This is a genomic window from Streptomyces sp. 7R007, from assembly GCF_054850255.1.
This window is the reverse complement of record NZ_JBTWMV010000017.1, coordinates 1-19508: the sequence shown is the minus strand read 5'-3', so window position 1 is coordinate 19508 and position 19508 is coordinate 1. Positions and strand designations below refer to the sequence as shown.

Annotated in this window: 15 protein-coding genes; 9 read left to right on the top strand and 6 right to left on the bottom strand. The window is 72.7% G+C overall.

Annotated features, from left to right (window positions below):
* Positions 1 to 9 precede the first annotated feature (9 nt).
* The 3 genes from nhaA to ACYF6T_RS22720 form a co-directional block, all read right to left on the bottom strand.
* Positions 10 to 1446, bottom strand: a complete 1437-nt coding sequence (gene nhaA / locus ACYF6T_RS22730) for a Na+/H+ antiporter NhaA (protein ID WP_461698650.1) — start codon at positions 1444 to 1446, stop codon at positions 10 to 12.
* Positions 1447 to 1603: 157 nt separating this feature from the next.
* Positions 1604 to 3559, bottom strand: a complete 1956-nt coding sequence (gene acs / locus ACYF6T_RS22725) for an acetate--CoA ligase (protein ID WP_461698649.1) — start codon at positions 3557 to 3559, stop codon at positions 1604 to 1606.
* 240 nt (positions 3560 to 3799) lie between these two features.
* Positions 3800 to 6157 carry a SulP family inorganic anion transporter gene (locus tag ACYF6T_RS22720; protein ID WP_461698648.1) on the bottom strand — a complete coding sequence of 786 codons (2358 nt, stop codon included), beginning with the start codon at positions 6155 to 6157 and terminating at the stop codon, positions 3800 to 3802.
* Positions 6158 to 6494: 337 nt separating this feature from the next.
* Between ACYF6T_RS22720 and ACYF6T_RS22715 the strand changes: the two genes are divergently transcribed.
* Entirely contained in the window at positions 6495 to 7976 is a 1482-nt protein-coding gene (locus tag ACYF6T_RS22715; RefSeq protein ID WP_461698785.1) for a polysaccharide deacetylase family protein, read from the top strand.
* Positions 7977 to 7981: 5 nt separating this feature from the next.
* Here ACYF6T_RS22715 and ACYF6T_RS22710 read toward each other — a convergent pair whose 3' ends face one another.
* A complete protein-coding gene (locus tag ACYF6T_RS22710; protein WP_461698647.1) occupies positions 7982 to 8962 on the bottom strand; it encodes an ATP-binding protein in 981 nt (326 codons plus the stop codon).
* Between the two features lie 101 nt (positions 8963 to 9063).
* On the opposite strand from ACYF6T_RS22710, the gene ACYF6T_RS22705 reads away from it, so the two are divergent.
* Positions 9064 to 9888: a Fic family protein gene (locus ACYF6T_RS22705; RefSeq protein ID WP_461698646.1), complete on the top strand. Its 825-nt coding sequence runs from the start codon at positions 9064 to 9066 to the stop codon at positions 9886 to 9888.
* Positions 9889 to 10244: 356 nt separating this feature from the next.
* Here ACYF6T_RS22705 and ACYF6T_RS22700 read toward each other — a convergent pair whose 3' ends face one another.
* Positions 10245 to 11078 carry an HAD family hydrolase gene (locus ACYF6T_RS22700; protein WP_461698645.1) on the bottom strand — a complete coding sequence of 278 codons (834 nt, stop codon included), beginning with the start codon at positions 11076 to 11078 and terminating at the stop codon, positions 10245 to 10247.
* Positions 11079 to 11663: 585 nt separating this feature from the next.
* Here ACYF6T_RS22700 and ssd point away from each other — a divergent pair.
* From ssd to ACYF6T_RS22665, 7 genes are all read left to right on the top strand, one after another.
* Positions 11664 to 12776, top strand: coding sequence for a septum site-determining protein Ssd (ssd, locus tag ACYF6T_RS22695; protein WP_461698644.1), 1113 nt, complete (start codon positions 11664 to 11666; stop codon positions 12774 to 12776).
* Positions 12773 to 13966, top strand: a complete 1194-nt coding sequence (locus tag ACYF6T_RS22690) for a TadA family conjugal transfer-associated ATPase (protein WP_461698643.1) — start codon at positions 12773 to 12775, stop codon at positions 13964 to 13966. Before ssd ends, ACYF6T_RS22690 begins: the two co-directional genes overlap by 4 nt.
* Positions 13959 to 14822 (top strand): type II secretion system F family protein, encoded by an 864-nt coding sequence (locus ACYF6T_RS22685; protein WP_461698642.1) that lies wholly within the window; start codon positions 13959 to 13961, stop codon positions 14820 to 14822. Before ACYF6T_RS22690 ends, ACYF6T_RS22685 begins: the two co-directional genes overlap by 8 nt.
* Entirely contained in the window at positions 14819 to 15610 is a 792-nt protein-coding gene (locus ACYF6T_RS22680) for a type II secretion system F family protein (RefSeq protein ID WP_461698641.1), read from the top strand. Before ACYF6T_RS22685 ends, ACYF6T_RS22680 begins: the two co-directional genes overlap by 4 nt.
* A gap of 135 nt (positions 15611 to 15745) precedes the next feature.
* Positions 15746 to 15955: a DUF4244 domain-containing protein gene (locus ACYF6T_RS22675; protein WP_461698640.1), complete on the top strand. Its 210-nt coding sequence runs from the start codon at positions 15746 to 15748 to the stop codon at positions 15953 to 15955.
* A complete protein-coding gene (locus ACYF6T_RS22670) occupies positions 15942 to 16310 on the top strand; it encodes a TadE family type IV pilus minor pilin (protein WP_461698639.1) in 369 nt (122 codons plus the stop codon). Before ACYF6T_RS22675 ends, ACYF6T_RS22670 begins: the two co-directional genes overlap by 14 nt.
* The gene (locus tag ACYF6T_RS22665) at positions 16307 to 17128 is read left to right on the top strand and encodes an Rv3654c family TadE-like protein (protein ID WP_461698638.1); all 822 of its coding nucleotides are present in this window, start codon (positions 16307 to 16309) and stop codon (positions 17126 to 17128) included. Before ACYF6T_RS22670 ends, ACYF6T_RS22665 begins: the two co-directional genes overlap by 4 nt.
* On the opposite strand, the gene ACYF6T_RS22660 is transcribed toward ACYF6T_RS22665, so the two are convergent.
* Positions 17043 to 19508 (bottom strand): DEAD/DEAH box helicase (locus tag ACYF6T_RS22660; RefSeq protein ID WP_461698637.1); only part of this gene is annotated, 2466 nt, incomplete at its 5' end. The genes ACYF6T_RS22665 and ACYF6T_RS22660 overlap by 86 nt on opposite strands.

Here is a 19508-nt window from a genome sequence, read left to right as displayed (position 1 = left end):
CCCGTCAGATCATGCCGGACGGTCGCCGTCCTCGCCTGCCCCGCCCGGCACTTCGGCAAGCGCGCGTCGCTCGGCGGCCTTCTCCTCGGCGATCCGGCGGTGCTCGGCGGCCTTGCGCTCGTGGATGGCCGCCATCCGCAGGTGGTACTCCGGCTCGTCCTCCTCGTAGACGTCCGGGATGCCGTCGAGGTCCTCGTCGCGCTCCTCGGCCTCGCACAGCCTGCGGTACTTGGCGTTCCGTATCTTCAGCAGCACGGTGGCGAGGGTCGCCGCGATGAGCGATCCGAGCAGTACGGCGGCCTTGACCTCGTCCGTCGTCGTCGCGTCGCCCTCGAAGGCGAGCTCGCCGATGAGCAGCGACACGGTGAATCCGATGCCGGCCAGCGTCGCCACCGCGAACACGTCGGCCCACGCGAGGTCGTCGCTGAGCGAGGCCCGGGTGAAGCGGGCCGTCAGCCACGTACCGCCGAAGATGCCGAGCGCCTTGCCGACGACCAGCCCGAGGACCACGCCGAGCGTCTCCGGCCGGGAGAACACGTCCCCGAGCGCGCCGCCGGAGATGGTCACACCGGCGCTGAACAGGGCGAACAGCGGCACGGCGAGGCCGGCGGAGAGCGGGCGCACCAGGTGCTCGACGCGTTCGCCGGGGGAGTGCTCCTCGCCCTCGTGGCGGTGGCAGCGCAGCATCAGGCCCATCGCGACGCCGGCGATCGTGGCATGGACGCCGCTGTTGTACATCAGCGCCCAGATCACCAGGGCGAGCGGGACGTAGACGTACCAGCCGCGCACCCCCTTGCGCAGCAGCAGCCAGAACACCGCGAGGCCCACGGCCGCCCCGCCCAGCGCGGCGAAGTCGATCGAGCCGGTGAAGAAGACCGCGATGATCAGGATCGCGAACAGGTCGTCGACGACGGCGAGGGTGAGCAGGAAGGCGCGCAGGGCGCTCGGCAGGGACGTGCCGATGACGGCGAGGACCGCCAGCGCGAAGGCGATGTCGGTGGCCGTGGGCACGGCCCAGCCCTCCAGGGAGCCGCCGCCCGTGACGTTGGTGAGCGTGTACACGAGGGCCGGTACGGCCATCCCGCACAGGGCGGCGACGACGGGCAGCGCGGCCGCCCTGGGGTCGCGGAGGTCGCCGGCGACCAGTTCGCGCTTGAGCTCGATGCCGGCCACGAAGAAGAAGACCGCGAGCAGTCCGTCGGCCGCCCAGTGCGCGACGGACAGGTGCAGGCCGAGGGCCCCGGGGCCGAGGTGGTAGTGGCTGACGGACTCGTAACTGCCGTGCAGCGCGGGGATGTTCGCCCAGACCAGGGAGGCGATCGCGGCGACGAGGAGCAGCACTCCGCCGACGGTCTCGGTGCGCAGTGCGTCCGCGACGAAGGTCCGCTCGGGCAGCGACAGACGTCCGAGGACCTTGCGGGGACGGGGGGTGCGGGGCGCGGCCAAGAGAGAACCTCCGGTCGGTGGGCAGAGCAGGGCTGTTCGCCGACCAGACTTCCCGGCACACCATCGAGGTCACGCTGTTTTGCTTAGTTTACCTAAAAGGGGCGCCCGGCGCGCGTCCGCGCCGGGCGCCCCGAGGGTCCTGCCAGAGCGCCGGGGCTCAGTCCTCGCTGGGCGCCGCCGGGAGCTTCGCCTGGATGAGGTCCATCACCGTCGAGTCGGTCAGCGTGGTCACGTCACCGAGCTGGCGGTTCTCGGCGACGTCCCGCAGCAGACGGCGCATGATCTTGCCGGAACGGGTCTTCGGCAGCTCGGCCACCGGCAGGATCCGCTTCGGCTTGGCGATCGGGCCGAGCGTGGCGCCCACGTGGTTGCGCAGCTCGGCGACCAGGTCCTCGGTCTCCGCCGCCGTACCGCGCAGGATCACGAAGGCGACGATGGCCTGCCCGGTCGTCTCGTCGGCGGCACCGACGACGGCCGCCTCCGCGACGGACGGGTGGGAGACGAGCGCCGACTCCACCTCGGTGGTGGAGATGTTGTGCCCGGAGACGAGCATGACGTCGTCCACGCGGCCCAGCAGCCAGATGTCGCCGTCGTCGTCCTTCTTCGCGCCGTCACCCGCGAAGTACTTGCCCTCGAAGCGCGACCAGTAGGTGTCGATGAACCGCTGGTCGTCGCCCCAGATCGTGCGCAGCATCGACGGCCACGGCTCGGTCAGCACCAGGTAACCGCCGCCGCCGTTGGGCACCTCGTTCGCCTCGTCGTCGACGACCGTGGCGGAGATGCCGGGCAGCGGGGTCTGCGCGGAGCCGGGCTTGGTGGCGGTCACGCCCGGCAGCGGCGAGATCATCATCGCGCCGGTCTCGGTCTGCCACCAGGTGTCCACGATGGGCGTCCGGTCGGCACCGATGTGCTTGCGGTACCAGATCCACGCCTCGGGGTTGATCGGCTCGCCGACCGAGCCCAGCACCCGCAGGCTGGACAGGTCGAACTTCGCGGGGATGTCGTCGCCCCACTTCATGAACGTGCGGATCGCCGTCGGCGCCGTGTACAGGATCGTCACCCCGTACTTCTGCACGATCTCCCAGAACCGGCCCTGGTGCGGGGTGTCCGGCGTGCCCTCGTACATCACCTGTGTGGCGCCGTTGGCGAGCGGCCCGTAGACGATGTACGAGTGCCCGGTGACCCAGCCGACGTCGGCGGTGCACCAGTACACGTCGGTCTCCGGCTTGAGGTCGAAGACGGCGTGGTGGGTGTAGGCGGTCTGGGTGAGGTAGCCGCCGGAGGTGTGCAGGATGCCCTTCGGCTTTCCCGTCGTGCCGGACGTGTACAGGATGAACAGCGGGTGCTCGGCGTCGAACGCCTCGGGCGTGTGCTCGGCCGACTGCCGCTCCACGATCTCGTGCCACCACACGTCCCGGCCCTCGGTCCAGGCGATCTCCTGGCCGGTACGGCGGACCACGAGCACGTGCCGGACGTTGTCGACCTTGGAGATCGCCTCGTCGACGGCCGGCTTGAGCGCCGAGGGCTTGCCGCGCCGGTAGCCGCCGTCGGAGGTGATGACGACCTTGGCGTCCGCGTCCTGGATACGGGTGGCGAGCGCGTCCGCCGAGAAGCCGCCGAAGACGACGGAGTGCGCGGCGCCGATCCGGGCACAGGCCAGCATCGCCACGGCCGTCTCGGGGATCATCGGCATGTAGACGGCGACCCGGTCGCCCTTCTGCACGCCCAGTTCCAGCAGGGCGTTGGCGGCCCTGCTCACCTCGTCCTTGAGCTCGGCGTAGGTGATGGCGCGGCTGTCACCGGGCTCGCCCTCGAAGTGGATGGCGACCCGGTCGCCGTGGCCCGCCTCGACATGCCGGTCCACGCAGTTGTAGGCGACGTTCAGCTCGCCGTCCTTGAACCACTTGGCGAACGGCGGGTTCGACCAGTCCAGCGTCTCGGTCGGCTCCTTGGCCCAGGTCAGCCGGCGGGCCTGCTCGGCCCAGAAGCCGAGCCTGTCAGCCTTGGCCTGTTCGTACGCCTCCGCTGTGACGTTGGCGTTCGCGGCCAGGTCGGCGGGGGGTGCGAACCTGCGCTCCTCGCGCAGCAGGTTGGCCAGGCTCTCGTTGCTCACGGCATCTGCCTTTCCCAGGGTGTCCGTTGTGTCCCAGGCCACAGCTCATCAGACCCGGGGGCCCGATGACAAGGGTCGACCGGAAATTGGTTTAGACCTGTCGTCGGCTGGTCCCGGGACTGCTCGGCGGCCCGCTCGACCGACCGACTCGACCACTGTGGCCTGGTCATCCGTACCCACGGGAGGCGGCCGGACGGGGTTCAGCGGTGTAACGCCCTTCACACCCGCCCGGCCCCTGGTTCACGCGGACAGATCCGTCACCCCCACATGGTCGAACAACTGCTCCTCACTCGTCCCGCCCAGCAGATACGCCTGCGCCTCACCCACGTGGAAGTACATCCCGTGCAGCTCCAGCGCCCCGTCCCGCAGCGCCCGCGCCACCGACTCGTGCGCGCGCAGATGCTCCAACTGCTGGACCACGTTGGTCAGGCAGAGCTGCTCGACGGCGTCGGCGGGAGCACGGCCGGCGAGCCGCGCCCACGGTCTGCTGCCGTCGGCCATCCGCTCCAGGCTCGGCCGGCCGTGCCGCAGCCACCGCTTCAGCGGCGTCGGCGCGCCCCCGGGCTCGGAGGTGAGCAGCGCCTGCATGGCCCCGCACCCGGAGTGCCCGCACACCGTGATGGACCGCACCCGCAGCACCTCCACCGCGTACTCGATGGCGGCCGCCACCGAGTCGTCGCCGCTCTCCTCGCCGGGCAGCGGGACGAGGTTGCCGACGTTGCGCACCACGAACAGGTCGCCCGGACCACTGGAGGTGATCATCGAGGTGACCAGGCGGGAGTCCGCGCAGGTCAGGAAGAGCTGGGAGGGACGCTGACCCTCACGGGCCAGCCGGGCCAGCTCGCCCCGCACGAGCGGTGCGGTGTTGCGCTGGAACGCGCTGATGCCGCGCGCCAGCCGGTGTCCGCTGCCCTGGTCCGCCGGGCGGTCGGCGGGCCGGACGGGCTGCGGGCGCTCGCACTGGTGGTTGCGCCAGGGCGTCCAGGGCCGGCAACGGCACGCGTCCTGGCGGGTGTCGTGGTCCGTGTCGGTGTGGTGGCCCGGTTCGCCGATGGTGACTCCGGCGCGGCGGCCGGTCAGCTCCACCGAACCGCCCTGCGCGGTGTGGGCGTTCTGCCAGTCCTGCAGTGACTCGTACGCCGCGTGGTCCATGAACGACCCGTCCAACTCCACGACGGCGTGGGCGCCTTGGGGTACGAAGTGCAGGGCCCGGCTGAGCCGGGGCACGGCGAGGAAGGTCAGCTGACCTCGGACGTGTACGTGATGGGTTCCCTCCTTCTCCTCGTGCGTGATGCGGGTGCGGGCGAGGCGCTGCATGGCGACGGCGACGGCGACGGCGATCCCGAGGGCCACGCCCTCCAGGACGCCGAGGACGACCACGCCCAGGGTGGTGGCGGCGTAGACGAGCACCTCTCGGTGGCGGGTCACCGTGCGGATGTGGTGCAGGGACACCATCTGGATGCCGACGGCCATCACCAGGGCGGCGAGCGAGGCGAGCGGGATGAACTCCAGGACCGGGACCATCAGCAGCGCGGCGACTACTACGAGAACGCCGTGCAGCATCGTGGAGTTCCTGCTCACGGCACCCGCTTTCACATTCGCCGAACTGCGCACCGCGACACCGGCGACGGGCAGGCCGCCGAGGGCGCCGGAGACGATGTTGGCGGCGCCCTGGCCGAGCAGCTCGCGGTCGAGGTCCGAGCGGCCGACGCGGGCGGTGAGCCCGGGCCGGGCGGCGACGAGCTTGTCGACGGCGACCGCGCCGAGCAGCGACTGCACGCTGCACACCAGCGTGGTGGTGAGCACGGCGGTGGCGATGCCGAGCACCGGGCCCTCGGGCAGACCGGCCAGGGCGTGACTGCTCCAGGACGGCAGGTCGACCCTGGGCAGGGTGAGCCCGGCCAGGGACGCGGTGGCGGTGGCCCCGGCGACGGCGACGAGAGCGGCCGGCACCCTGCGCAGCAGGCGGCCCGGGCGGCCGGGGATCCGGGGCCAGAGCAGCAGCAGGGCCAGGGTCAGCGCGCTGACGGCCACGGCGGCCGGGTGCAGATGCGCCAACTGGGCGGGCAGCGCGCGGACGTTGGCGAGCACGGAGCTCTGCGGGGTGCCGCCGAGGACGATGTGCAGCTGGGCGACGGCGATGGTGACGCCGATGCCGGCGAGCATGCCGTGCACGATGGCGGGGCTGACGGCGAGCGCGCCGCGGGCCACGCGCAGGCAGCCGAGGCCGAGCTGGGCGAGTCCGGCGAGGACGGTGATGGCGCAGGTGGTGCGCCAGCCGTAGCGGTGGATGAGGTCGGCGGTGACGACCGTGAGGCCGGCGGCGGGGCCGCTGACCTGGAGCGGGCAGCCGCCGAGCCGTCCGGCGACCAGTCCGCCGACGGCGGCGGCCACGAGGCCGGCCTGCAGCGGGGCTCCGGTGGCCAGGGCGATGCCCAGCGACAGGGGAAGGGCGATCAGGAAGACCGCGATCGAGGCGGACACGTCGGCGCCCGCGACGCGCAGGCGTCGGGGCGGGGTTGGTGGCGGGCTGTGGGGCTGGTGGACGTTCTCCGTCCCTTGCGGGTCGGTGGCGCGGGTGGGGACGCAAGCTGACATGTTTCCCGTCTCCTCCGGGGCAGCGCGGTCGCGGAACTGGTGGGCCCCCGTCGATGGCGGGGGGTCGGTCGCGGCCGTGGGTCACGGCGTGCAGTGGCGGGATGAATCAACGCTCGGTAAACGAATCGTAATGCAGAGTAAAGGTCGAGCATAGGCTTTTCTGGCAAATGGGGCAAAACTTCACTCGCGGGAGTGAAGCAAGTATTTGATCGGCTTGTCGTACTAATTCCTTCTCGGTCCCGTGCGACTTTGGCGGCGCTGTCGGGCCTTCCCGGCGCATCACCAGAAAACGCCCTCATCGGCGTTGGCCTGAGAGAAGGAAGAAGGTGGGCGGAACATGGCCGCCACCCGCAGGATCTCCGCCACCCGCACGACTGCCGCACCCGCCAAGACCTCAGTCCCCGCCCGGACCGCCGTCTCCGCTGAAGCCCCTGTCCCTGCCCGGACCGCCGTCTCCGCCCGGACCGCCGTCCCCGCCGGAGCCTTCGCCCCCGCCAAGGGCGCCGCTTCTGAGGCCGCCGCCCTCAGGGCCTCCGTCCCCCGCCGGAGTTCCGCGTCCCGCAGGATCACCGCGGGCGCCGTGATCGCCGCGGCCTGCACCGCCTCGCTGGCCGGCTGCGCGATCGGCTCCGACGGCTCCGGGTCCGGCGTCGCGGGTCCGCAGAAGGCCAAGCCGGTCCAGGCACCCAAGAGTGTCTTCCGGCTGATCGGTGACGGCTCCACCGCCTACACCGGCGCGCAGCCGCATCTGCCCAGACCCGAACGGCTCAAGGCCGGCCAGAAGCCGCCGCAGTTCGTCGTCTTCTCCTGGGACGGCGCGGGCGAGGACAGCCAGAAGCTGTTCTCGCACTTCCGCAAGGTCTCCCGGGCCAACCACGCGACGATGACGTACTTCCTCAGCGGCGTGTACATGCTGCCGGAGGACAAGCGCGACCTGTACAAGCCGCCGCAGCACTCGCCGGGCCGCTCCGACATCGGCTTCAACGACGAGAAGGGCATCGCCGACACCGTGAAGCAGCTGCGCCTGGCGTGGCTGGAGGGCGACGAGATCGGCACCCACTTCAACGGCCACTTCTGCGGCCCGAACGGCGGCGTCGGCGAGTGGTCGGTCGACGAGTGGAAGGACGAGATCGCACAGGCGAAGCAGTTCGTGAAGTCCTGGAAGACCAACGCCGGCATGAAGAAGGCCGCCCCGCTGCCCTTCGACTACGACAAGGAGCTCATCGGCGCTCGCACCCCGTGCCTGGAGGGCCAGAAGAACTTCGTGAGGGCCGCGAGCCGGCTGGGCTTCCGCTACGACACCAGCGGGGTGAACGAGCAGCTCTGGCCGAAGAAGAAGGAAGGTCTGTGGGACCTGTCGATGCAGCTCGTGCCCTTCCCCGGGCACTCCTACGAGCAGCTCACCATGGACTACAACTTCATGGTCAACCAGTCCGGGACGCAGACCCAGGGTGACCCCGGCAAGTACGACTACTGGGGCGACCAGATGCGCGACGGCCTGCTCGCCGGCTTCCACCGGGCCTACGACGGCAACCGCGCGCCGCTGATCATCGGCAACCACTTCGAGTCCTGGAACGGCGGCACCTACATGCGCGCCGTCCAGGACGTCGTGGAGAAGGTCTGCAACAAGCCCGACGTGCGCTGCGTGTCCTTCCACCAACTGGCCGACTGGCTGGACGCCCAGGACCCGCAGGTGCTGGCGAAGCTGCGCACCCTGCAGGTCGGCGAGGCCCCGAAGCAGGGCTGGGCCGCGTTCCTGTCGAACCACCCGGCCCCGGCTCCCAAGGGCGTGCCCGGGGCGCCGGCGGCCAAGCGGTAGGCCCGTCAGGCCGTCGCCACCAGCCCTTCGCCGAGCACGAACCCGGGGTCGACCTGTGCCGCCAGGTCGGCTCCGGTGCGCTCGTTGCCCCAGGCGTCGGCGTTCTTGAGGTGGAAGTGCACCATCTGGCGCGTGTACCGCTCCCAGTCACGCAGCTCGTACGTGGCGTCCACCGCGACCTGCAGGGCGCGCAGGGCGCGGCGGTTGGCGTCCTCCAGGAGCTCGAACCGGGGCGGGCGGCCCTTCTCCATGGCGCGCACCCAGTCCGAGTGCCCGACGGTCACCAGCAGGTCGTCCCCGACCTCGGCGTGGAGGAAGTCGAGGTCGTCCTGGCCCTGCACCTTGTTGCCGACGACCTTCAGGACGACCCCGAAGTCGCGGGCGTACTCCCTGTACTGCCGGTAGACGGAGACCCCCTTCCGGGTCGGCTCGGCGACGAGGAACGTGACGTCGAAACGGGTGAACATGCCGGAGGCGAAGGAGTCCGAGCCCGCCGTCATGTCCACCACGACGTACTCGCCCTGCCCGTCCACCAGGTGGTTCAGGCACAGCTCCACCGCTCCCGTCTTGGAGTGGTAGCAGGCGACCCCCAGGTCGGCGTCCGTGAAGGGGCCGGTGACCATCAAACGGACGGCGCCGCCGTCGAGTTCCACCGGCCGGGCACAGGCTTCGTAGACGGGGTTGTCCTCGCACACCCGCAGCAGCCGGGAGCCCTCACCGGGCGGGGTCGTCTTGATCATCGTCTCGGCGGAGGCGATCCGCGGGTTGGCGCCGCGCAGGTACTCCTTGATCAGCGGCAGCCGCTCGCCCATGGCGGGAAGTGCCGCGGCCTGCGCCTCGTCGAGACCCAGTGCGACGCCCAGGTGCTGGTTGATGTCGGCGTCGACCGCGATCACGGGCGCCCCGGTGGCCGCCAGATGGCGGATGAACAGGGAGGACAGGGTGGTCTTGCCGCTGCCGCCCTTACCGACGAAAGCAATTTTCATGTTCACGAAGAGTAGTGACAGGGAAGCCGTGAGTGGTGGCGTGACGTGAAGAAGACCACTCCATCGTGGGGCACGCGCGCGAGGTGCGTAGGGTCGTACTCATGAGTACGACAGGCGCGACCGCCGATCCGCTCGCGGCCCTGGGCTCGCTGCCCGGTGTGGCCGAGTCCGTGGAGTCCGTGCGCACGTCCGTGGACCGGGTCTACGGGCACCGGATCATGCGGCGCCGCAGCAACGAGATCACCTCCGAGGCGGCGCTACGCGGTGCCCGCGGGTCCGCGGCGCTGGCGGGCGCCGACTGGGCCCTCGAAGAGGTGCGCCGGCGGACCGACTTCGGCGCCGACGGCGAGGCGCGCGTCATGGGCGCGGCCCTGAGGCTGACGGCCGAGGCCGGACAGTTGCTGTCGATCTGGCGGCAGTCCCCCCTGCGGGTGCTGGCCCGGCTGCACCTCGTGGCCGCGGCGACCGACGCCGACGAGGTCGGACGGCCCCGGAAGGCGGGCGAGCCGGTGGACGAGCCGCTCGTCGAGCTGCCGCTGCCGGACGCCGACGAGCTGCACGGCCGGCTGGAGGGACTCGCCGAGCTGATCATCGCGGGCAGCTCGGCCCCCGCCCTGGTCATGGCCGCCGTCGTGCACGGCGAACTCCTCGCCCTGCGCCCCTTCGCCTCCCACAACGGCCTGGTGGCGCGCACCGCCGAGCGCATCGTCCTGGTGGGCAGCGGCCTCGACCCGAAGTCCGTCTGCCCCGCCGAGGTCGGCCACGCCGAGCAGGGCCGCGCGGCCTATCTGAAGGCTCTGGAGGGGTACGTCTCCGGTACGCCGGAGGGGATGGCCGCCTGGATCGCGCACTGCGGCAGGGCGGTCGAACTGGGCGCACGCGAGTCGACGGCGGTGTGCGAGGCGCTGCAGCGCGGGGCGGCGTAGGCCGGGGTGTCGGCTTCACGGGGGGCCGGAACGGGGTTGCGGCGGTACGAGTATTCGTACCGCCGCTGGCATGCCCATCGAGTTACCAAGCGTCCTCGATATGTCGCCCATCAGGTCGGGAACTTTGCCCGTCACCTGGTGCGGCTGGCCCGTAATCGACGGGTCGACGTCGCGTGGGTGCCCGATGTTCATGCTCGGTCCGTGGGGCCATATGCGTTTTAAAGGTGATCCTCTCGGATGTCCTTGGTCTCGCGGGCCGTTGAGTCCTTTGTACTCCAGGTGCCGGACAAGCGGAAGTCCTGGCTGCAGTTCTTTACTTTTACTCTCAAACAGGTGCTAAACGGGCAAAGGGGAGCTCAGGCGGGCGCCACGCGGCGCCGGCTGGCGTACCAGACGAGTCCGGCCGTGGCCACCGCCGCTCCTATCGCGGCGGCCGCGACGAGCGCCGGGCGCGGCGGTACGGAGAACCCCCGCACGCGCTGCTTCAGACGTACCGGGCGGTTGAAATCGAGAATCGGCCACCCGCGCGCGAGCGCCTCACGGCGCAGGGCGCGGTCCGGGTTCACGGCGTGCGGATGGCCGACGGACCGCAGCATCGGCAGGTCGGTCGCCGAGTCGCTGTAGGCGTAGCAGCGTTCGAGGTCGTACCCCTCGGAGGCGGCCAGCTCCTTGATCGCCTCCGCCTTCGTCGGGCCGTACGCGTAGTACTCCACCTCGCCCGTGTAGCAGCCGTCGTCGCCCACGACCATGCGGGTGGCCACCACGCGGTCGGCGCCCAGCAGTTCGCCGATCGGCTCCACCACCTCGGCGCCCGAGGTGGACACGATGACGACGTCGCGGCCGGCGGTGTGGTGCTCCTCGATGAGGGAGGCCGCCTCGTCGTAGATGATCGGGTCGATCAGGTCGTGCAGCGTCTCGGCGACGATCTCCTTGACCTGGCGCACGTTCCAGCCGCGGCACAGCGCGGACAGGTACTTGCGCATGCGCTCCATCTGGTCGTGGTCGGCGCCGCCCACGAGGAAGACGAACTGGGCATAGGCGGTCCGCAAGGCGGCCCTGCGGTTGATCAGTCCGCCTTGGTAGAACGACTTGCTGAACGTGAGCGTGCTCGACTTCGCAATGACCGTCTTGTCCAGGTCAAAGAAGGCCGCTGTGCGGGGCGAGGAGTGGTTTTCCACGACCCCGAGCATAGGCGCAGCCCATTCGGCGTAAGGTGGGGCGCGTGGGTTTGCCTGAGAGGGCTCTCGGGTACACCATGGAAGTCACGGATCGTTCGCGACCGTGCTAACCCGGTCCGACTCCTCCCCCCCCGAGTCGGCCGTGGAGACGACCCCCACTCTCCCCCCCGGTGGGGGTCGTCGCATGTCCGGGCGGGTTTTTCCCTTCCATACGGGTCCGTACGACCCTCCCCAGGCGGCTCCGGCCGCCCCTTCGCCATGCCCATGGCGTACCCCTGATTCGTCACCGTGCGTAGCCATCGGACTCCTCTGCGGAAGTCGCACAGGGGCTGGTACGGACCTCACCGGTATGAGTGACGCCGATATTCACAACCCCCGGCCTGTCCACAGTTATCGACCAAGATCCACACGATTTCCGGGAGCGCTGCACCGTGATTCCAGCGCGTCCCGCACGAGCCGAGTTCGTGACCGGATCCGGTTTGTCGGGGCGGGTTTGGCCGGTTCCTATCGGCCGTTCATATGGGGGCCGGTCGCCGGTTCTCCACAGGTTTGGGAATCGCGTGACCCCACGGGTCCCACGCGATGCAGCGAAGGGGGATGGACACCGTGGCCGGAGCCGTCACACACGAACCGCCGCCCGCCGCCTCGGGGCGGCAGGCCGGACCGCTGATCGTCACCGAGGACGTGGACCTGCTCGACGACCTGCTGCGCCTGTGCGCCGCGGCCGGCGCGACACCCGAGGTCCACCCGCGCGTGCCGCAGCGCGGAGGAAGCTGGGAGGCCGCACCGCTCGTCTTGGTCGGCGACGACGCCGCGCGGCGGGTGCGCGGGGCCGCGCGCAGACGAGGGGTGGTGCTCGTCGGCCGCGACCAGGACGACTCCGGGGTCTGGCGGCGGGCCGTCGAGATCGGCGCCGACCACGTGCTGATGCTGCCCGACGGCGAGCAGTGGCTCGTCGACCGCATCGCCGACGTCGCCGAGGGCGCCGGCCGGCCGGCCCTCACCGTCGGCGTCATCGGCGGACGCGGCGGCGCCGGAGCCTCCACGCTCGCGTGCGCCCTCGCCGTCACCTCCGCACGCGAGGGACTGCGCACCCTGCTCGTGGACGCCGATCCGCTGGGCGGCGGACTCGACGTACTCCTCGGCGGCGAGACCGTCGAGGGCCTGCGCTGGCCCGCATTCGCCGCCTCCCGCGGCCGGGTGGGCGGCACCGCCCTGGAGGAGTCGCTTCCCGAACTCCATTCCCTCCGGGTGCTCAGCTGGGACCGAGGCGACTGCGTCGCCGTCCCGCCGCCGGCCGTGCGGGCGGTGCTCGCCGCGGCCAGACGGCGGGGCGGCACGGTCGTCGTCGACCTGCCCCGCCGTATCGACGACGGAGTCGCCGAAGTCCTCGCCCAACTCGATCTCGGCCTGCTCGTGGTCCCCGGCGAACTGCGCGCCGTCGCGGCGGCCGGACGGGTGGCGTCCGCCGTCGGGATGGTCCTGCGCGATCTGCGGGTGGCCGTACGCGGTCCGTACGCCCCCGGCCTCGACGGCCGCGAGGTGACCCGTCTGCTCGGCCTGCCCCTGGCCGGCGAGGTGCCCGTCGAGTCGGGGCTGGCGCGGGCGGGGGAGACCAAGGCACCGCCGGGCGCGAACGGGCGGGGGCCGCTGGCGCGCTTCTGCAGGGGGTTCTGGGAGCGGGCGCTGGTGGAAGCGGGTGCGGCATGAGCACGTCCGCGGGGCTCCTGGACGGCGTACGGCAGTGGCTCGCCGAGAGCGGGGCCGAGCCGACGCCCGCGCGGGTGGCACAGGCGCTGCGGGAACAGGGGCGGGTCCTGGGGGACGCCGAAGTCCTCGGCGCGGCGGAGCGGTTGCGGTCCGAACTGGTCGGCAGCGGACCACTGGAGCCGCTGCTCGCCGATCCCTCGGTGACCGACGTGCTGGTGTCCGCGCACGACCGGGTCTGGGTGGACCGGGGCGGCGGACTGGAACTGACCGGTGTGTCCTTCCCGGACGCGGCCGCCGTACGACGTCTCGCGCAACGCCTGGCCGCGGTGGCGGGCCGGCGGCTGGACGACGCGCGGCCCTGGGCCGACGCCCGGCTGCCCGACGGCACCCGCCTGCACGCCGTACTGCCCCCGGTGGCTGTGGGCTGCACCTGCCTGTCCCTGCGTGTCGTACGACCACGGGCGTTTACCCTCGACGAACTGGTCACGGCCGGCACGGTGCCGCCCGGCGGGGACCGTGTGCTGCGGGCGCTGCTGGCGGCACGGCTGTCTTTCCTCGTCAGCGGGGGCACGGGCAGCGGCAAGACGACGCTGCTGAGCGCGCTGCTGGGGCTGGTCGGGCCGGGCGAGCGGATCGTGCTCGCCGAGGACTCCGCGGAGCTGCGACCGGACCATCCGCACGTCGTCCGGCTGGAGAGCAGACCCGCCAACCAGGAGGGCGCGGGCCTCGTCACACTCCAGGACCTGGTCCGGCAGGCGCTGCGCATGCGACCGGACCGGCTGGTCGTGGGCGAGGTGCGCGGACCCGAAGTGGTCCACCTCCTGGCCGCGCTGAACACCGGCCACGAGGGCGGCTGCGGCACGGTGCACGCCAACGCGGCAGCCGACGTGCCGGCCCGCCTGGAGGCACTCGGCACGGCGGCCGGGCTCGACCGGGCCGCCCTGCACAGCCAGTTGGCGGCCGCCCTGTCGGTGGTGCTGCATCTCGTACGCGACCGGACCGGCCGGCGGCGCATCGCCGAGGTGCATGTGCTGGAGCGGGACCCCACGGGTCTCGTGCGGACGGTACCGGCACTGCGGTGGGGCGCGGAGGCCTTCGTCAGGGAGCGGGGGTGGGAGCGGCTGCGGGGGCTGCTTCGGGAGGAAGACGGCGAGTTCGTCGAGTTCATCGGAGGAGGGCGTCATGGGTGAGGTGTCGATGTCTGCTGCGGCTGTGACCTGTGCCGGAGCCGCGGCCGTGCTGCTGGGTGGGCGGCGTTCCGGGGCCCGCCGGGCGCAGTTGCTGCTGGCCGGGGGCGGCGTGGTGGGGGCCGGGCCACCGTCCTGGCGGCGGGCGGTCGGCGAACTGCGCGGGATGCAAAAGCGGTTGCGGGCCGAGTGGTGGGCGCTGGTCGCCGGGCTGGTGCTGGCGGTGCTGGGGACCTCGGTGGTGCCGGTCGTCGCGGGGGCGGCCGGGGTGCCGTTGCTGCGACGGGTACGGCTGGCCAGAGAGGCCCGGCGGGCACGGGACCTGCGCGGGGACGCGGTGATCGGACTGTGCGGGGCGCTCGCGGGCGAGGTGCGCGCCGGGCGGCAGCCGGGGGAGGCGCTGCTGCGGGCCGCGCGGGACTTCGCCGGGCTCGGCGAAGGGCAGGCGGCCGTCCTGGCGGCGGCGCGGTTCGGCGGGGACGTGCCGGGCGCGCTCGCCGTGGCGGCACGGCAACCGGGCGCCGAGGGCCTGCTGGGCCTCGCCGCGTGCTGGCGGGTGGCCGTGGACCAGGGTGCGGGTCTGGCGTCCGGGCTCGACCGGCTCGAAGCGGCCCTGCGTGCAGAGCGCGACCAACGCGCCGACCTCCGGGCCCAGTTGGCGGGTGCCCGTTCCACGGCGGCGATGCTGGCGGGCCTCCCCGTCCTGGGGCTCGCCCTCGGCACGGCCCTCGACGCCGACCCGCTCCACGTGCTGCTGCACACCGGCCCCGGCTTGGGCTGCCTGCTGATCGGCGGACTGCTGGAGGGGCTCGGGATGTGGTGGGCGACGCGGATCGTGCGGGGAGCGGAGGCGGTATGAGCGCGGACGTTGTCCACAGGCTGGGGGTGACCGTGGGGGCGGCGCTCGTCCTGGTGTGGTCGCTGCGGCGGTGGGAGGCGGTACGGCGCCGGCGGCTGTTGCGGCGGCGGCTGGCCGAGTTGGTGGCCGCGGCGGAGGTGAGTGCCGGCCGGCCTCGTGTCGAGGTGCGGGAGGCCGTGCGGCGGTGGGGCCCGTCGGCCGCGGTGGCGTGCGCCGGATGGGTGCTGATCGGGGGCGTCGTCGGCGTCCTGGCGGGACTGGCGCTCGCCGCCGGACTGTGGCGCTGGCGTGGGCGGCAGACGGCCGGGGGCGGCGGGACGGGCCCCGCCGATCCGGGCGAGGCGGCACGGCAACTCCCGCTCGCCGCCGATCTGCTGGCCGCCTGCATCGCCGCCGGCGCCGGTCCGGTGGTCGCCGCGCAGGCCGTGGGCGAGGCCCTCGGCGGACCGGTGGGCGAGGCGCTGGCCCGGGGCGCGGCCGAGGTGCGGCTCGGAGGTGAGCCGGCGGAGGCCTGGCGGCGGCTCGGGGCGTTGCCGGACGCGGGGGCGTTGGCGCGGTTGATGGAGCGGGCCGACGTGTCCGGGGCGCCCGCCGCCGGACCGGTCGCGCGGCTCGCGGCGGACGCGCGGGCGGAGTGGAGCCGTACGGCGACGGCACGGGCCCGGCGGGCGGCCGTGATGGTCACCGCGCCGGTGGGACTGTGCTTCCTGCCCGCCTTCATCGCGATCGGCGTCCTGCCCGTGGTGATCGGACTCGCGGGCGGAGTGCTGGGAGGGGGCGGCGGATGAGACGGGGGTGAGCGCACGACGGACGACGGATGACGACGGATGACGACGGATGTCAGCACTGATGACAGCGTTGACAGAACAGGTCAGAACAGGTCGGAAAAGGTCAGAGCAGAGCGAATTCCTACGGGGGTTGAGATGTACAAGGCGGTATGGGCGCGGCTGTGCGCCCTGGTGTGCGGGATGCGGGCGACGCGGCGGGACGCGGGGATGGTGACCTCCGAGTACGCGATGGGGATCGTCGCGGCGGTGGCGTTCGCGGTGGTCCTCTACAAGGTCGTGACGAGTGGGGCCGTCAGCGCGGAGCTGCAGGCCATCGTGAAGCGGGCGCTCGATGCGCGGATGTGAGAGGGGGAGTGACCGGGGGTTCGTGACGGCGGAGTCGGCCGTGGTGCTGCCCGTGCTGGTGATGTTCGCGATGGCGCTGGTGTGGGGCCTGCTGGTGGTGGCCGCGCAGATCCAGTGCGTGGACGCGGCACGGACGGGTGCGCGGGCGGCGGCCCGCCAGGACCCGGCCGACTCGGTCGTCGAGGCGGCCCGCGAGGCCGCTCCGCGCGGAGCGAGGGTCACGGTGAGCCGGGAGGGGGACCAGGTCCGCGTGATCGTCGTGGCCAGGCCCCCGGCCCTGCACGGCCTGCCCTTCGAGGTACGGGAGGAGGCCGTCGCGGCGGCCGAGGAGACGGTGGGGGTGACGGCGCGGTGAGGAGGGACCGTGAGGTCAGCCGGCGCGGCGCAAGGAGGGCCTCGGCGCTGGATCGGTGCGGTGGCGCGGCGATCGGCCTGGCTGTCGGTCGGTGCGGTGGCGTGGGGATCGGCCTGGCTGTCGGTCGGTGCGGTGGCGTGGGGATCGGCCTGGCTGTCGGTCGGTGCGGTGGCGTGGGGATCGGCTCGGCTGTCGCTCGGGGCGGAGGGGTGGGGATAGGCCCGGCTGTCGCTCGGCTCGGTGGGGTGCGCACAGTATCGACGGCGGCGCTCCTCACACCGCGCCGGCCTGCACCGGGGGCCGGCCCGCGCGACGGTGGCCGGCCGACCCGCACTGCCGATCGGCCGGCCGCCGTGAAGCGGGCCGGCGTGGTGCGCCGCTGCTCGGATCGCGGGTCCGCCACCGTCTGGAGCGTCGGTGCGATCGCCGTGCTGTGCGTGGTGTTCGGTGTCGTGCTCGCCCTGGGACAGGCGGTCGTGGTGCGGCACCGCGCGGCCGGCGGTGCCGACCTCTCGGCGCTCGCCGCGGCGGAGGACTGGGCGCGGGGCGGCGCGGCGGCCTGCGCCCGGGCAGACCGCGTCGCCCGCGCCCAGGGCACGCGGCTCGTGCGCTGCGTGGTCGTCGGCGAGATCTCGGACGTGACGGCGGCGTCGGGACGAGGGCCTTTCACGGCGGAGGTCAGGGCACGAGCGGGACCCGCGGGCCCCCCACCGTCCGTCCCACCGGGACCGCTTACGGCGAAGCCTCCCGCAGGGGAGCCGCTTCCTGCGGGTCCTCCCGCCCCGCCTCCTCCGGCGCCCCCCGCAACAGCACCGTGAGCAGCCGTACCGCCCCCCTCTTGTGCAGCGGATCGTTGCCGTTGCCGCACTTGGGGGACTGGATGCAGGACGGGCAGCCGGCCTCGCACTCGCAGGCGGCGATGGCCTGGCGGGTTGCGGTGAGCCAGGCGCGGGCGGTGTGGAAGGCGCGCTCGGCGAAGCCCGCGCCGCCCGGGTGGCCGTCGTAGACGAAGACCGTGGGCAGGAGGGTGTCGGGGTGGAGGGGGATCGACACGCCGCCGATGTCCCAGCGGTCGCAGGTGGCGAAGAGGGGCAGCATGCCGATCGAGGCGTGCTCGGCGGCGTGCAGGGCGCCGCCGAGGATCTCCGGGCTGATCCGGGCCTCGTCGAGCTGGTCCTCGGTGACCGTCCACCACACCGCGCGCGTGCGCAGCGTACGAGGAGGGAGGTCGAGTTTCGTCTCGCCCAGGACCTCGCCGGTGATCAGACGCCGGCGGAGGAAGGAGACCACCTGGTTGGTGACCTCGACGGAGCCGTAGCACAGGCGGCCGTCGCCCCAGGGGATCTCGGTGTCGGTCTCCAGGACGGAGATGGACGTCGTGTCCCGGGCGACCGTCGAGTAGGGCGGGTTCGCCTCCGTCACCAGGGCCACCGAGTCCTCCAGGTCGAGGGAGCGGACCAGGTAGGTGCGGCCCTGGTGGAGGTGGACCGCGCCCTCGTGCACCGTCGTGTGCGCCGCGCCCGCGTCCACCGTGCCCAGCAGGCGTCCCGTGCCGGACTCCACGATCTGGACCGGGCGTCCGCCCTCGCCGCGGATGTCGGTGAGGTCGGCGGCCCGTTCCCGGCGGGTCCAGTGCCAGGCCTTCGTGCGGCGGCGCAGCAGCTTCGCGGCCTCCAGCTGCGGCAGCAGGCCCTCGGTCTCGGGGCCGAAGAGGTCCATGTCCTCGTCGGTCAGGGGGAGTTCCGCGGCGGCCGCGCACAGGTGCGGGGCGAGGACGTAGGGGTTGTCGGGGTCGAGGACCGTGGACTCCACCGGCTGGTCGAAGAGGGCCTCGGGGTGGTGGACGAGGAAGGTGTCCAGGGGGTCGTCGCGGGCCACCAGGACGGCCAGCGCGCCCTGCCCGGCGCGCCCGGCGCGGCCCGCCTGCTGCCACAGGGACGCGCGCGTGCCTGGATAGCCGGCGATCACGACGGCGTCCAGGCCCGAGACGTCGATGCCGAGTTCGAGGGCGGTGGTCGCGGCCAGGCCCAGCAACTCGCCCGAGTGCAGGGCCTGTTCCAGGGCGCGGCGCTCCTCGGGCAGGTAGCCGCCGCGGTAGGCCGCGACACGCCGGGCGAGGGAGCGGTCGACCTCGGCGAGCCGCTCCTGGGCGATGACGGAGATCAGCTCGGCGCCGCGCCGGGAGCGCACGAAGGCGACCGAGCGCACGCCCTGCACGGCGAGGTCGGTCAGCAGGTCGGCCGTCTCCGCGGTGGCGGTACGGCGGACCGGGGCGCCCTTCTCGCCCTGCAGCTCGGTGAGCGGCGGCTCCCAGAGGGCGAACACCAGCTCACCGCGCGGGGAGGCGTCGTCGGCGACCTCGACCACCGGCAGGCCGGTCAGGCGGCGCGCGGCGACCGCGGGTTCGGCGGCGGTCGCGGAGGCGAGCAGGAAGACGGGGGAGGAGCCGTAGCGGGCGCAGAGGCGGCGCAGGCGGCGCAGGACCTGGGCGACGTGGGAGCCGAAGACGCCGCGGTAGGTGTGGCACTCGTCGATGACGACGAACTTCAGCGCCTTCAGGAACGAGGACCAGCGGGGATGGGAGGGGAGTATGCCGCGGTGCAGCATGTCCGGGTTGGTCAGGACGTAGTTGGCGTACTGGCGGATCCACTCCCGTTCCTCGAACGGCGTGTCGCCGTCGTACACGGCGGCGCGCACGGCGTTTCCCAGCGGATGTGAAAGTTCCTTCACGGAACGGCACTGGTCCGCCGCGAGGGCCTTCGTGGGGGCCAGGTACAGGGCGGTGGCGCCGCGGCCGTTCGGGGCCTCGGAGCCGTCCAGCAGGGTGGAGAGCACGGGGACGAGGTAGGCCAGGGACTTGCCGGAGGCCGTGCCCGTGGCGACGACCACCGAGTCGCCGTCCAGGGCGTGCTCGGCGGCCTGTGCCTGGTGGGCCCAGGGGTGCTCGATACCGCAGGCCTGCACCGCCGCGATCACCTCCGAACGAATCCGGTCAGGCCAGACGGCATGGCGGCCCTCGCGCGGGGGCAAGTGCTCCGTATGAGTGATGCGCGAAGCCCGGCTCGGTCCGGAGGCGAGCCGGTCCAGGACCGTGCCCGGCGCCGGCCGGGAAACGGGCGCCGTCGGGGATCGATCGGATCGGTGATTCTTGGCCATCGGCACCGAGTGTGTCACTGGCGTGACGGACAATGGGACCAA